A 14,241-nucleotide genomic window follows, 5' to 3' on the forward strand; every position below is an offset into this window, starting at 1 on the left:
TTTTGTTTCTGAAGGTTTAGGACGTCAGCGCCCCGCAAATCCGAGGAAGCCGGATGCCGGGTCCGCGGTGCCACCTTTTTCATCGAAATGGGGTGAAGGAGCTGCGCGCATTGCCGTCGAGGCTTTGCCGCCAATCGTCAGGTGACCGCTGCCACCTTTCATCTGCACGCCGCTATCCTTGACGCTCGTTTCCAGGCGTCCATCCGGATTGTAGGTCCGCATGGAAAGCAGCAGGAACATGATGTCTTTGCGATTCAGGTCAATCGCCATGTCCAGCGGGGTCTGATCGAGAATGTTGTGGCCATTCATGTCAGCACCACGATTCAAGGCTTCTTTGGACGCATTCAGCGAACCGCGATTGATAGCATCAAAGAGAGCCGTCGTCGGGTTCGTGTCCACACGTGCATGGCCCGCATCGTCATCTGCCGCTTCTGCGCCTGGCAGAGCTGAAGGCGGGGCGGCGCGTTTCGCGGCCTTGCGGGCTTCTGCCTTTTTGGCAGATTCTTCCGCTTCCTGTTCAGCTTCTGCGTCATCGGCATCCTGCGCATGGGCAGAGTGCCAGGGCACGAAGATTGTCGGTGTGGCTGCCAAAGCGGCAATCAGCAGAAGGCGGGGCAGGGTGAGGGGCAGTCGCATAGGGTCAATATACTGCGATCTGAAGTCCTGTGCGAGTCTCCAGAATCGTCGTCCGCAACTTGTCACATGCTGCAATATCAACGTCCTTCCCGCCACCAGCCAAAGCCAAGGAATAGTAGGGCGAGAACGAGCGCAAGCCATGCTGGAACGAGGTCCTGCGTTCGCGTTTCCCCGGCCACGGCCGCTTGACTGACTGGCAGGCCGATCCATCCCGAACCGGATAGATCCTGCCCTGTGGTGATTTGTCGCAGATGAGGAATACCGATTCCTGCCCAGTTCTGGCTTCCGCCCGATGCCTGGGCCGTTGCGCCCATGACTGTTGCGGTTGCGCGGAGGTCCTGCCGTTCAAGAATATCCTGTGCGGCAGGACTGGCGAAGGCGACAAGGCCATCTTGCCGGATTGTCCAGATACCGCCGCCCGTTACCGGCATGCTGCCATGCCAGAGGCCTTTCCCGCCTGTCATGGCAATAGGCTGGGTGTGACCGTCGGGAAGAGTCACCATGGCTTGTGGAGTTATGGCGGTCTGACCCAGCGCATGACGGTCCACCAGAAGCTGGCCATTTTCGATGCGGGCACTTAGCCGGTTCTCTTCGAGATCCGGTTCTTTCATGAGCCAGTGCGAGAGGCGCCGCAGGAGTTCAGCTTGTGGCCCTCCGCCGCCTTCATTGCGTGACCAGAGCCAAAGCTGATCAGACAGAAGCATCGCAACGCGTCCCTGATCCACTCGGTCAAGCAGAAGGAGGGGTGAGCCATTGGGGCCGTTCATCAAATTCTGGCCGTGTGACTGGTCCACCTTTGCTGAACGGTACCAGGGACCCCAGTCATTGCTGTTGCCCAGTCCCGCAGTGACCGGATGAGCTTTGCCGAGATCTGTCAGAACGGGGCGGAAGGCTTGGGACACCAGGCCATCGGTTGGCACATGCGCAGGGAAAACCTGTGCCAGTGTCGTGTCCTGCAAGGAGCCATCCTGCACGAATTCCGGCCCCGCCGTGACAAGCAGGCCACCACCACGGCGAACATAATCCGCGATGTTTGTCAGATACTCTTCCGGCAGGATGTTGCTGTTACGAAATCCATCCAGAATGATGAGATCAAAGCTGCGGATTTTTTCCTGAAACAGTTCCCGGATCGGGAAAGGTATTAGCGCCAGATCCGAAAGCGGTGTGCCATCATCTGTGCTTGGAGAGCGGAGAATGGTGAAGTGGACCAGATCGACTGACGGGTCCGCTTTCAGCAGGCGGCGCCAAACGCGCTCACTCTGGTTTGGGACGCCAGAAACCAGCAGAACGCGCAGCCGGTCCCGAACGCCGCGAATGCGAATAACGTCATTGTTGTTCAGCGTAGAGGCCTCGCCCGGGAGGGCTGAGACGGAGAGGCCAACCAGTGTTTCACCGGGGTGCTGGACAGGAACGGTTATATCCTGCGGCTGGCCTGTTTGGATTGTTCGGGTCGTTGCGGGAGCGTCTCCCGCACGCACAGTCAGGGTTGCTGTCGCCGGGGCAGGCGTTCCCAGATCGTCCACCTGAAGGCGAATGGTCGCGTTCTGGCCGACAATGGCATACGGCGGAGTGCTCAAAATTCGCAGACGACGATCCGTTTCTTCTCCCTTCGCCGCCAGAACCAGATGAAGCGGTAGTTTCTGTCCGTTCGGGCCCTGAAAGCGAGTTGGAAGCCGTGATGGGACGTCATGATCCATGCCATCCGTGACAACGATGGCTCCGGCAAAACGACCTTGTGGCAGATCCGCGTGATCCATCGCGTCAAACAGGCGCGTTCCGTGGCCGGCGCCTCCCGGCACATCAATGCGGTGAAGTGTCAGGCCCGGCAGGTGCGTTGCATCCTGCGTGATCTGATTGGCTGTCTGATCTGCGAGAGACGCACGCTGCCCAACCTGCATGGACGGAGAATGATCCACGATCAGGAGGGCATCCTGTGGAACAGGTCGAAGAACCGGGTGCAGGGAGCGCGGTCCAGCCATCCAGCCCAGAAGCATCAGAACGGCCAATGCACGCCAGACCATCCCGCGTGCACCACGCACCAGACCGTAAAGGGCGCCAAGAATAACGACTGCGGCTACAGCGGCCAGTAGCCAGAGAGGAAGCATGGGGGCAAGGTCGAACGTCATGGTGCGTCCTCCTCGTCTTCGTCTGTGCCAACGGAGGGGCTTTGCGTGTCAGGATTGTCCTGCCCCAGACGATGGAGCATTTCCGGGTAATGGGCCTGATCGCTCTTGTAGTTTCCGGTCAGGGCGTAGAGCACCATGTTGACGCCAAAGCGATAGGCTTGTGTGCGTTGATCATCACCGCCGGGAAGAACGGCGTAAGGGTGATTGCCGGACGCATCGACCGCCCATGCGTGGGCCCAGTCTCCGTTGCCGATGATGACGGGGCTGACATCATCGTTTGCTTCATCTCCGTTGCGAGCCACATAAACGGGCTGGCTATTGACGCGCCCCGGGAAGCCGCTGTGGAGGAGATAGAACGTGTGTCCCAGAACGTGTTTGTCCGTTAGTTTGGCAAGAGGAGGAATAGTTAGTCCGTCTGTGACGCGCTTCAGAGCCGCTCTCACGGCACCTCCTGATCCTGCATCCATATCCGTGCCGGCGCCCTGCTGATCAATCAGCAGAATGCCGCCATGATCCATGAAGGCGTTGAGGGCTTTGGTGCGAGCGGCATCCGGTTGTGCGTCTGCTGTAATGGGCCAGTAGATGAGCGGATAAAACGCCAGATCATCTTTCCCGGGAACAACACCGTCAGGGTGCCCCAGCAGAGCGGAGCTTCGGGCACTTGTAGAGTCAGACAGCCCCTGAAGTCCTTCGCGGGAGGCTGTATCCACATCGTCATTGCCAGTGATGACGTAGGCCAGCCGGGTTTCCAATGCGGCCTGCGGCACCGTTGTCGGGAGTACTGAGGGGACTGGTTGCTGAGCTTGGGCCTGTTGGAACGAAAGTACCACAAGTGCACCACACAGAGGGCCAAGCAGGCCACGCCGTCGCAGGGACAATGCAAAATCCACAAGCAGGACCAGCAGCCCGGTGGCCAGAAGCCATGGGCCAAGCGGCCGGTCTGGTGACGCGCCTTCGGGCGTAAGCTGCGTTCCCATAAGCGCCTCTTCCCGAAGAGGGGGCGCGTGGTCGGACAGGTTCAGTGGGCGTGTTCCGCGGGCGGGACCATAGAGCCCTGCTGGGTGTGTGACGCTAACTTCGGTGGTGGCAAGAGCATTAGCTTTGACGGATCTGGCTGCTGCGGGCGGCATCGTGAGGCCGCCGGTGCTGTCCAGCGTGCGCCAAGGGGCAAGATCGGTGGGGCTCGTGCCAGTCACACCCGCGGAGCGCTCGATCAGACGCTCAAGCATCTGTGGGAACAGGCCGGAAATGGGAAGATTGGACCAGTCTGGAGAGGCTGTGATGTGGAACAGGACAATTTCTCCATTGCCTTCCGACCGTGCCGTGACCAGCGGCGTCCCGTCTGCCAAGGCGGCCCAGACGTGATCCTGCAAACCCGTTTCCGGCTTCGCAAGAACCTGGCGTGAGACTGTCACGTCTGGCGGAATGGCGAGGTCAGCAAAAGGCGACGTGGCGGGGAAAGTTTCCAGAGCCTGAGGCTTGCCCCAGGACATCGGCCCCCCAAGCTGGCGCATACCGCTCATCAGGGGAACGGGCAGCAGGGCATCCGGTACGTCGTCGGGCGCGTTATCCTGTTGCGAAGACTGAGTGGCTGCAAGGCCCGGCCCAGCAAAGCGGATAAGCATCCCACCATGGCGGACCCACTCCAGAACGCGGTTGCGGGTCTGGTCGCCAGACAGGGATCCATCGGTGGCCACCAAGACGGAAAGTGACGAACCGAGCAGAGCGCTCGCGTCACCGGTTCGGCGCTCCGAGAGTGTATCGAGCGCATGGTTAAGGAAGAATGCTGAACCAATGAGCGGTGTGTTGTCGCCGGGCGTCTGAAGGAGACCAACGGGGCGACGATGCCCGGCGTCTCCTCTCAGCACAGTTGTCGCTGGGCCTGCCAGGCCTTCTACAGCGAAATGATCCAGCTGATTGCGAAGCAGCGCAGGTAGCGGAAGTATTTTGTCTTCGCCAACCTGAACCGGATACGCCGCCAAGGTCCCGCCATTCCCTGCAACGGCACGAACCGTGACTGTTCGGCTGGGGCAGGAAAACCCTTCGACCTTTGCATGAAGAGTGCCGTTTGCTTCCTGATTGGCACTCAGGCGTAGAACATCGCAGGGGTTCCAGCGCATATCCTGCACGGCTTCTGCTTTGCTCAAGGCGTTTGGCAGAGCTTCGTCATGAGGGGCGGCGACCCCGTCAGACAGCAGAGTAATATGTTGGTTCGACAGATCCATATGGCCAAGCTCGTCAGCCAGCCCTGCGCGATCAACCGGCCAGGGCTGAGGGCGCATGTGCTCAAGACGTTCCGAAAGAGCGTGGCTGTCTCTCGTGACGAAAGGCTCCGGCATCGCGCCATCGGGGGAGCGGGCTGCACGAACAAGTATTACCGGGTTTCCGCTGCGGAGAGCTGACTGTCCAAGGGAAAGAGCCGCTGCAACGCGTTCATTCCAGTGCGGGATTGCGGCCCATCCGTCATCCAGAACAATGAGGACAGGACTGTTAGTCTTCCCAGAGCTGTGTGGAATGAGGACGGGACGGGAAAGGCCGAAAATAACCAGTGCAACTGCGGCAATCCGCAGAATCAGGAGCCACAGAGGCGAACGGGCTGCATCCTCCTGCTGCGCCGTCAGGCGGCGAAGCAGCAGCAGCGATGGAAAGGAATTCTCCTGCGGGGCCGGAGGTGTCGCGCGGACAAGCCACCACAGCGCTGGAAGTGCCAGCAGACCAAGTAGAAGAAGAGGCGAGAGAAAAATCATCGTCCGCTTCCCATGGCGAGGTGGAGTGCCAGCAACGCAGGGAGCGGGTCCTGCGATGTTTCATGCACAATGCAGTCGGCGTGCAGGTTTGCTGCACTTGCTTTCAACGCATCCAGATGCGCTGAGACCGCGTGTTCATAAGCTGAATTGAGACTTTCCACAGCGGGAAGGGTCAGAACACCGCCCTCCAGACCGGAAAAGCGGATTCGTCCTGTCTGGTTCAGGGAACGCTCGCCGGGATCCAGAATGCAGAGCAGATGGACGCGGACAGGCCGACTGGCACAATGCTTGAGAACGGCTTCGATCCGGTCTTCTTCCCAAAGAAAGTCACTGATGAGGACCAGGTCTGTCTGAGGTGACAGCGCATTTAGTGGAGGAAGTTCTGGTTCATCCGTCGAAGAGTCAAGGAGAGCTTCGCCAAGCCGGCTGAGCACCTGAGCTCCACCAAAAACGCGTCCGGCTTCTGGCCCTGTCAGAAGGCCAGCCCGTTCACCACCGCGGAGAGCCGCCCCGGCCAGTGCCAGTGTACAGAGCTGAGCACGTTCCCGTTTGGTGGGGAGCTGGTTGGAAGACCGCCAGTCCATGGATGCAGAAGGATCACACCACACGAGCAGAGACTGGGCGTTTTCCCGCTCCCGTTCCCGCACCCAGAAGGTGTTTTCGATGGGAGAGCGTGCGGACTGCCGCCAGTCAATGGCCGTTGCTGGTTCCCCAGAATGATAGGGGCGGAACTGCCAGAAGTCTTCCCCGCCTCCGGAGCGTCGGCGGCCATGTGTGCCGGCCTGAAGGCTGGCTGCAATCTTTTCGGCCTGAAGCAGCAGAGCCGGCAGGGCGAGCCGCTCGGCTGGTGCCGTGAGAGAGGCGGGAGAGTGCCTGTTCTGGGAGGAGAACAGGCCCCGGAGCGTTTCAATCGGACTTTTCACAGGGGTCAGAGAATCGTTTGAGCCTGCGCGCGGATCAGGGCTTCGACTGTTACGCCGGAGGCCCGCGCACCGAAGCCAAGACCGATACGGTGTGAGAGGACGGGTTCGGCCAACGCGATGACATCGTCCAGGCTGGGGGCAAGACGGCCGTTCAGCAGGGCGCGGGCACGGGTCGCAATCATCAGGGCCTGCGCGGCGCGAGGACCTGGGCCGAAAGAAACGGCGTCCCGGACTTCGGAAGAAGCAGACGGGTCTTCTGGACGAAGGGCGCGCGTCAGGCTCAGGATTGCGTCAACGATTTTATCACCAATAGGCAGCCGACGAACGAGGGCCTGCGCTGCCAGAAGGGATTCGGCGTTTAGAAGCGTCGGAGCCTGTGCCGTTGTAGCCCCCGTTGTTTGCAGGAGCATCTGGCGCTCTGCGTCCCGGTTGGGGAAATCCAGCGGAATGCGAAGCATGAACCGATCGAGCTGGGCTTCTGGCAGCGGGTAGGTGCCCTCCTGCTCGATCGGGTTCTGTGTTGCGAGAACGTGGAAGGGGCTTGGAAGGACGTAATCCTTGCCACCCTGCGTCACGCGGTGCTCTGCCATGGCCTGCAACAGGGCGGACTGCGTGCGGGGGCTTGCGCGGTTGATTTCATCCGCCAGTACAAGCTGTCCGAAGATCGGGCCAGGAAGGAATCGGAAGGCCCGCTGTCCGTTGACGTCCTGATCCAGGATTTCAGCACCCGTGATGTCTGACGGCATCAGATCAGGCGTAAACTGGATACGCGTGGCATCCAGTCCCAGCACGCGCGAGGCCGTGTTGACGAGAAGGGTTTTGCCGAGGCCCGGCGCGCCCATCAGAAGTGCGTGACCGCCAGACAGGATCGTGACGAGAACCTGCTCGATCACCCGGTCTTGTCCCAGCACGATACTGCCGATAGCTGTGTGGACATCGCGGAGAACAGGGGCCAGACGATCGGCCTCGGCCACATCTGCTTCGCCCCGGAGGGTTCCGGCGGAGGCGCCGGTAGAATAATGCTGCTCGCTCATATCACCAGTCTGACAGGTGTGGGGGTTTCATCAAGGCTCGATTGCACCCAACTTGGTGTGAGAAGAGAAGTTTTCATTTTAACCGGAGGGAAAATTGAGCGCTCATGATTGTCGGGATGCTTCCCCATCTGACGTTTTCCCCGCGACGGGACCTGCTGAAGCTGCCGCAGCACCCTCTGCCGGTGTCCGGAAAATTCCATTTCTGATTCGCCGGGATGGCACCTGGCTGTATCGGGGGTCTCCCGTGACGCGCAAGGCGATGCTTTGCATGTTTTCGTCCATGCTGACACGCGATAGCGAAGGCACGTACTGGCTGAAAACGCCCATGGAAAGCGGGGTTATTCAGGTCGAGGACGTTCCCTATATCGCCGTTGAAATGGACTTTCGGGGAAGCTGTGGGCGCCACCAGACGCTCTGTTTCCGCACCAATATGGACGAACTCGTTTGCGTGGGGCCGGAACACCCTATCGCGTGTGACTGGGACCGTCCGCTCGATGAGTGTGGAGCCATTCCTTACGTTCATTTGAGAAACGGGGAAGGTGATTTCCCGATTCAGGCGCGAATCAGCCGATCCGTCCATTTTGAGCTCGCGGCTCTTGCCGTGCAGGGCCATGTTGAGGGCAAGCCGTGTCTGGGCGTCTGGAGTCAGGACTGTTTCTTCCCGTTATCCCGCCAACCATGATGGAGACATCCGGACTTCTGGCCCGTCTGGATGACCGGAGCGGTCTGGATGTGTTGTGGAGGCTCCTGCCAGAGGCACGCCTGGTTGGCGGGTCCGTCAGAGATCTGCTGCGCGGCGTCTCCGTACACGATCTGGATATGGCAACGCCGGAGCCTCCCGAAATCGTACAGGACATTCTAAAGGCTGACGGAGTCCGGGTTATTCCGACTGGATTATCTCATGGCACTGTGACGGCTGTGATTCGGGGGGTGCCGTACGAAATTACAACCCTACGGCGTGACGAGCAGACAGACGGTCGGCATGCTGTTGTTGTCTGGACGGAAAGCTGGGAAGAAGACGCCGCACGCCGAGATTTTACCATCAACGCGATGTCTCTGGATCGGCATGATCGGCTGCATGACTATTTCCAAGGCAGCCAGGATCTTGAAGCCCATCACGTTCGATTTGTTGGAAATGCCGGGCGCCGCATTGAGGAAGATGCTCTGCGGGCCCTCAGATTTTTTCGCTTCGATGCCCGCTATGGCAGGGGAACACCCGATCATGAGGCCTGCACGGCGATTGCGGAACGGCTTGATCTGATTGATGGCTTGTCTGCCGAACGGATTGCCTCAGAGCTGCTGCGGATTCTGACGGGGCCAAGATTGCAGGAGACGTTGCAGGGTATGCAGGATGTCGGCCTTTTGGCTCGGATTGTCCCTGCATCCAATTTGGTTCTGTTAAAGCGGCTTTTGGCCTGTGAAGCGCCAGAAGATCCAGTGTTGCGGCTATCGGCTCTCGGTCATGGGCAAGGTGAATTTTTGGCAGAGCGTCTAAGGCTCTCCAATGCGGATCGTGATCGGCTGCGTTTGTTTGATTCTGGTCAGCCAAATCTGGCACCCGCAATGTCTGCTGACGATGTCCGGCGAGCACGTGTAGAACAAAACCTTCCCGTTTTGCTGGAAAGAAGCTGGTTGTTGCAGGCTGCGCTGATTGGTGCCCCGAGTATTGAATGGAACAGGCTGCGAGATCGTCTGACGCAGGAACCACAACCTGTGTTCCCGCTTGGAGGCAAAGAGGCCAGAGACGTCGGGATTATGCCAGGCCCAGGCATGGGGCAGTGGTTGGCTAAGGGGCGTTTATGGTGGATGAACCAGGGGTGCCTTCCGGGCCGAGACGCATGCATGGCGTATCTTCTGGATGAGATGGGCGACGCGTCAGAGTAGGCACATGGTGTCGTCGCGGTTTCGTGCTTTTGCAGAGGCCTGCTAAACCCCCTCGAATGAGCAGAAAGACAGCCCTTGATACAGACAGCCAGATTCTGATTCGACGGATCTGGCGTGATGAAATGCGTCATCACGTGCGCCAGATTGTGAGCGTGGTTGTGCTGACGGTTCTGATGGCAGGGCTGACGGCGCTCTATCCAGTGGTGATCAAACGCGCTGTAGACATGTTTGCGGCTCAGGACCCGCGCATTCTCTACCAGGTGCCGGCACTCGTTGTGATTGTGACGACCCTCAAGGCTGCCTCCCAGTACGGGCAGACAATTGCCGTTCAGGGGCTGGTACTGACTGTTATCCGTGGGCTTCAGTCGCGGATGTTCGCACATGCCCTGCAAACAGACATTTCGCGCATTGAGCGCGAAGCACCTGCTCAGTGGGCCGCACGTTTCACGACAGACGCTGTTTCGATCCGTGAAGCCATGGTCCGGGTCGTGAATGCGCTGGGCGACGCTGTTACTGTGGTCGGGCTTGTAGCAGCCATGATCTGGGCTGACTGGGAACTTAGCCTGATTGCTCTAGTGCTTTATCCGGTTGCTGCTGTGCCGATCCAGAAGCTTGGTAAAAAGGTTCGTCGGGCGTCGGGGGGGATGCAGGAGCAGATTGGCGAGACTTCTGCGCTTCTCAACGAAAGCTTCGCCTTGGCACGTCAGGTGCGCATCTACCGGATGGAAAGCCGGGAGAGTAAGCGCGTCGATCATTCCCTGGATCTGTTGCACATAGCGTTTCTGCGGATTGCGAAGGGGCGTGCGCGTGTTGATCCCGTGTTGGAAGTTCTCGGCGGAACTGCTGTCGCTGTCGTACTTGGCTTCGCTGGATGGCGTGCTGCAATGGGGGGAGCCACCCTTGGCGATTTCACGGCTTTCATTACGGCTCTGTTGACGGCGGCGCGCCCAATTCGGGCTCTGGGCTCTCTCAATACGGCGATGCAGGAAGGATTGGCCGGGCTGTCTCGTGTCTTTGCTGTCATTGATGAGCCGCCAGCGGTCGTCGAGCGTATGGACGCTCAGGCTGTCCCGTCTGGAACCGGGCATCTGGTTTTTGAGCAGGCATCCTACGAATACGAGGATGGGCGTGTCGGACTGGCCGGTCTGACCTTAGATGTTCAACCGGGGCAGACAGTGGCGCTGGTGGGCCCTAGTGGTGCGGGAAAATCAACTGCACTTTCCCTCATTCCTCGTCTGCATGACGTGACGGCAGGACGTATTCTGTTGGAGGGTGTAGATATTCGGGATGTGCGCGTATCGTCCCTGCGTGATGCGATCGCGTATGTTAGTCAGGACACGACACTTTTCGATATGTCTCTCATGGAAAATATCTGGATTGGCCGCCCGGATGCGAGCAGGGAAGAGGTCGAAAACGCCTGTCGGATGGCGGCCGTTGATTTTCTCGGTAATCTTCCACATGGATTGGAAACGCGTGTTGGACCGGGGGGACGGCGCCTTTCAGGGGGACAGCGACAGCGTGTTGCTCTCGCGCGGGCTCTTCTGCGTAACCCGCGCGTACTGTTGCTGGACGAAGCAACAAGTGCGCTGGATTCCGAAAGTGAATCTCGTGTGCAGGAAGCTCTCGGTACGCTTCGCACAGGTCGCACCACTGTTATTGTGGCGCACCGACTTTCAACCGTGCAGGCTGCCGACGTCATCGTTGTGATGGATGGAGGCAAAGCGGTTGAATCTGGGTCTCATGCTGAGCTGCTCAAGAAGAACGGCCTCTACGCCCGATTGGTCCGAAGCCAGTCTCTTGAAGCGGCCTGATAGAGGTTTTTGAGTTCAGGCAGGAGCTTTTCATAAAGCTCTCGCTTGAACCCCAGATTGCGCTGAAGAAGATCCTCAGGGGCAATCCATTCCCATGTATCGAACTCGGGCGGGAGATGAAGATCCAGACGGATATCCCCGTCCTCCCCATCAAATCCGAGAACGAACCATTTCTGTGTCTGGCCTCTAAATTTTCCGCCTAGCGCACGACCAATCAGGGGAGCAGGAAGATCGTAGGACAGCCAGTCTGACCGTTCCGCGAGCAGTGTCGCCTTCGTACAGCCAGTTTCTTCTTCAAGTTCACGGAAGGCCGCAGTTCGCGGGTCTTCTCCGTCATCAATACCGCCCTGGGGGCATTGCCAGATGTCTCCAGGAAGATCGGCGCGACGGGCGACGAAGAGCTCTCCATGACGATTGAACAACGCCACGCCAACATTTGGGCGGTAGGGCAGGTCTGAAAAATCGGTCATAGGGGTGCCGCCTGGATGTTTGTTGACTGGATGGATGCCTGATGATCCGTCGTGCCGTTGTCGGCAAGTGCGGAGGGCGGGACCAGAATGAAACGCTCTGCCGCCGGGCTTTTCAACCATGCTTCAAGGCGGTCGATTGCAACGGGTGTCAGCGGCCCCATCATCAACAGAACATGGGTGGGCTTGGCCCCCTCCGGGACTAGGGCGGAAAATTCTGCGTCAAGCGTTTTGGCATCTGTGTCACCATTGATCCACGTGGACGCTGTCATACCCCGGATACGACGGTCTTCCTGCGAAGATCTGCTGATATACAGAAAGCCACGACTGGAAATCGTATCTGCCAGAGATTGAAATGCAGGCGTAGTTGCGTAGCCATCTGCCGGTTGGCTGTCTCCGGCTTCGGAGGCATCGGTTAGACCTGTGGCCCCTTTAGCCTGCGAGAGGCACCAGTCCAGTTCCTGTCGGTCTTCCGCTTCCGAATTGCCATAGCCTAACGCATGAGGGCCTTCGTCAACCTGCTCCGGATGAGCGCTTTGCATGGGGAGTGTGACGTAAGTTTCGCGATGGGCCGCGTGTGCTCGGGACAGGACATCCGTCAGATTGCCAAGATAGGGTGACACACCGACCGCAACAGGCTCAGGGATGCGGGAAAGGACATCATATGTCATGGCGTCTGAATACCCGAAACCTTCGAGCACGATGGCCACAACGCTTTTGCCTGAAGCTGTAATTGTTGTCAGATCAGTATGGGCTGTCTGCGCAATCGGGGGCGGCATTTCCGGCGTTTTTATAGCTGACGCAGGTTGCACTGGTGAGACCGATGAATTTGCGTTGAGAGCGCCTTTGGAATTCTGATTTAGCGGCGTCGCCGGGGGGGATGTCCTCTCACCGGAAGCAGTGTTTTCTGGCGGGTGTGACGGTATCGCCAAAGCAGTTTCGGTTTTTTGTGGTGGCACGTCAGCAGGTGTTTGATGCCGAAGCATCAAGGCTGCTGACGTGCCACCAACCAGGACGACACCCCAGAACACGATCAGAAGACGCCCGATAACGGGAAGGCGGCTCCAGAGCCCAGAGCGGGATGAAGCGGGACGGTTCTGCACGGTCTGGGCTGTCCTGTGTCGTTCTACGGGTTAGTGCGTCGGCGCCGGTGCAGGAGCGGCCTTTTTGTCTGCTGGAGGCGCTTTGACTTCCGTAGCCTGCTCTACAGCCGGTGCAGGATTGGAAATTCCAGCCATGGCGTTGACGACCTTGATGGCCTGCTGCAGCTGGAAGTCCGTCGCAGGTTTGGTCAGATCAAATTTCGGCCAGTCTGCCGGCGGAGCTTTCGGAATAGACTTTGAGATCGGGGGTAGATCGGTCCGAGGCGTTTCTGCTGTTCGGTTTCCACCGACATTGGTCAGAATGTGGGACAGGTCTGCTTCCCGATAACCATAGGCGTCATCGTCCTTGGTTTCCGCAACGGGGATGTCAGGCGTGATGCCCAGTCCCTGGATGGAACGGCCAGATGGCGTGTAATAACGCGCCGTTGTCAGGCGAACGGCACCCTGATCTCCAATAGGAATCAGCGTTTGGACAGACCCCTTGCCGAACGTCTTTTCACCCAGAATGACAGCCCGACGATGGTCTTTCAGCGCTCCGGCCACGATTTCACTGGCAGACGCAGAGCCGCCATTGGTCAGAACCACAATCGGGAGGCCATTTGTGATGTCCGTGCCGCGCGCATCCCAGCGCTGGTTATTTTCAGCATGCCGCCCACGGATGGAGACGATTTCTCCTTCCTTGATGAAGTCATCAGAGACGGCAATAGCCTGATCGAGCTTGCCGCCCGGATTGGACCGCAGATCAAGGATGATACCTGTCAGCTTGTGGGCTGGACTCTTGGCAGCTTCAGCCTTCAGCTTGTCAAAGGCGGCATGCATTGCGCCTTCGAGATCATCGTCGAACTCTGTCAGGCGAATATACGCAGTGCTGCCGTACAGAGCGGACCGTACGATCTGGACGTGAACGATTTCGCGCTTCATGTCGAACGTGAGTGTCTTGCCCGTTTTCGGGCGAACCACGGTCAGGCTGATAGATGTTCCCGGATCGCCGCGCATCTTGCGAACAGCTTGATCAAGCGTCAGGCCATCAATGCTCTTGTGATCCACCATGGTGATGAAATCACCAGTCTGGATACCAGCCCGTGCGGCAGGCGTGCCATCAATTGGAGACACAACGCGCACATGGCCGGATTCAGCCTGAACCTGAAGGCCCAGACCGCCGAACTTGCCGGAAATCTCGGTCTGCATGTCCTTGAACTGGGCGGCGGTCATATAAGACGAATGGGGATCGAGTTCACCAACCATGCCGTCCAGGGCATTGTTGATGAGGTCTTTGTCCGTCACGGGATGGACGTATTCGGCTTTCACGACATCCATGACCGTGCCGAGCAGGGTTAGGAGGCGAACGGTTTCAGCGCTGTTGTCGTGAGAGACGTCGCGAGCGATGGCGGCGGTGGGGAAACTGCCAGCGGACCCGACGAGACGCAGTGCGCCCGGTCCGACAGCCAGTCCGGCCAGAAAGGCGGTGCCCAGCAACAGGCCAGTACGGAACTTCATGTGATCTCCATCC

Annotated in this window: 11 protein-coding genes; 3 read left to right on the forward strand and 8 right to left on the reverse strand. The window is 59.0% G+C overall.

Going from position 1 to position 14,241, the window contains the following annotated elements; genetic code table 11:
• Positions 1–24: 24 nt before the first annotated feature.
• The 5 genes from KP702_RS09595 to KP702_RS09615 form a co-directional block, all read right to left on the reverse strand.
• On the reverse strand, positions 25–636 hold the full coding sequence (locus tag KP702_RS09595; protein WP_202207702.1) for an ankyrin repeat domain-containing protein: 612 nt from the start codon (positions 634–636) through the stop codon (positions 25–27).
• A gap of 77 nt (positions 637–713) precedes the next feature.
• Positions 714–2,762 (reverse strand): VWA domain-containing protein, encoded by a 2,049-nt coding sequence (locus KP702_RS09600; protein WP_202207701.1) that lies wholly within the window; start codon positions 2,760–2,762, stop codon positions 714–716.
• Positions 2,759–5,509, reverse strand: a complete 2,751-nt coding sequence (locus KP702_RS09605) for a DUF4159 domain-containing protein (protein WP_215768822.1) — start codon at positions 5,507–5,509, stop codon at positions 2,759–2,761. The genes KP702_RS09600 and KP702_RS09605 overlap by 4 nt, the downstream gene beginning before the upstream one ends.
• Positions 5,506–6,432, reverse strand: a complete 927-nt coding sequence (locus KP702_RS09610) for a DUF58 domain-containing protein (RefSeq protein ID WP_215768823.1) — start codon at positions 6,430–6,432, stop codon at positions 5,506–5,508. The genes KP702_RS09605 and KP702_RS09610 overlap by 4 nt, the downstream gene beginning before the upstream one ends.
• 5 nt (positions 6,433–6,437) lie before the next feature.
• Positions 6,438–7,466, reverse strand: a complete 1,029-nt coding sequence (locus KP702_RS09615; protein WP_215768824.1) for a MoxR family ATPase — start codon at positions 7,464–7,466, stop codon at positions 6,438–6,440.
• A 94-nt stretch (positions 7,467–7,560) separates the two neighbouring features.
• Between KP702_RS09615 and KP702_RS09620 the strand changes: the two genes are divergently transcribed.
• The 3 genes from KP702_RS09620 to KP702_RS09630 are packed head-to-tail and all read left to right on the forward strand — an operon-like array spanning position 7,561 to position 11,161.
• Positions 7,561–8,148 (forward strand): DUF1285 domain-containing protein, encoded by a 588-nt coding sequence (locus tag KP702_RS09620; RefSeq protein ID WP_215768825.1) that lies wholly within the window; start codon positions 7,561–7,563, stop codon positions 8,146–8,148.
• Complete coding sequence (locus KP702_RS09625) at positions 8,145–9,350, forward strand: CCA tRNA nucleotidyltransferase (protein WP_215768830.1); 1,206 nt, start codon at positions 8,145–8,147, stop codon at positions 9,348–9,350. Before KP702_RS09620 ends, KP702_RS09625 begins: the two co-directional genes overlap by 4 nt.
• A gap of 56 nt (positions 9,351–9,406) precedes the next feature.
• Positions 9,407–11,161: an ABC transporter ATP-binding protein gene (locus KP702_RS09630; RefSeq protein WP_202207696.1), complete on the forward strand. Its 1,755-nt coding sequence runs from the start codon at positions 9,407–9,409 to the stop codon at positions 11,159–11,161.
• Here the strand turns inward: KP702_RS09630 and KP702_RS09635 are convergent.
• Genes KP702_RS09635 through KP702_RS09645 form a run of 3 tightly spaced genes read right to left on the reverse strand, consistent with a single transcriptional unit; the run spans position 11,119 to position 14,228 of the window.
• On the reverse strand, positions 11,119–11,631 hold the full coding sequence (locus tag KP702_RS09635) for an RNA pyrophosphohydrolase (RefSeq protein ID WP_202207695.1): 513 nt from the start codon (positions 11,629–11,631) through the stop codon (positions 11,119–11,121). The two genes, KP702_RS09630 and KP702_RS09635, sit on opposite strands and share 43 nt — an antisense overlap.
• Positions 11,628–12,731 (reverse strand): divergent polysaccharide deacetylase family protein, encoded by a 1,104-nt coding sequence (locus tag KP702_RS16175; RefSeq protein WP_202207694.1) that lies wholly within the window; start codon positions 12,729–12,731, stop codon positions 11,628–11,630. The genes KP702_RS09635 and KP702_RS16175 overlap by 4 nt, the downstream gene beginning before the upstream one ends.
• A 30-nt stretch (positions 12,732–12,761) precedes the next feature.
• Entirely contained in the window at positions 12,762–14,228 is a 1,467-nt protein-coding gene (locus KP702_RS09645; RefSeq protein WP_099213195.1) for a S41 family peptidase, read from the reverse strand.
• Between the last annotated feature and the right edge of the window lie 13 nt (positions 14,229–14,241).

Origin of the sequence: Gluconobacter sp. P5B12 (genome assembly GCF_018812035.1) — a bacterium.
GTDB lineage: Bacteria > Pseudomonadota > Alphaproteobacteria > Acetobacterales > Acetobacteraceae > Gluconobacter.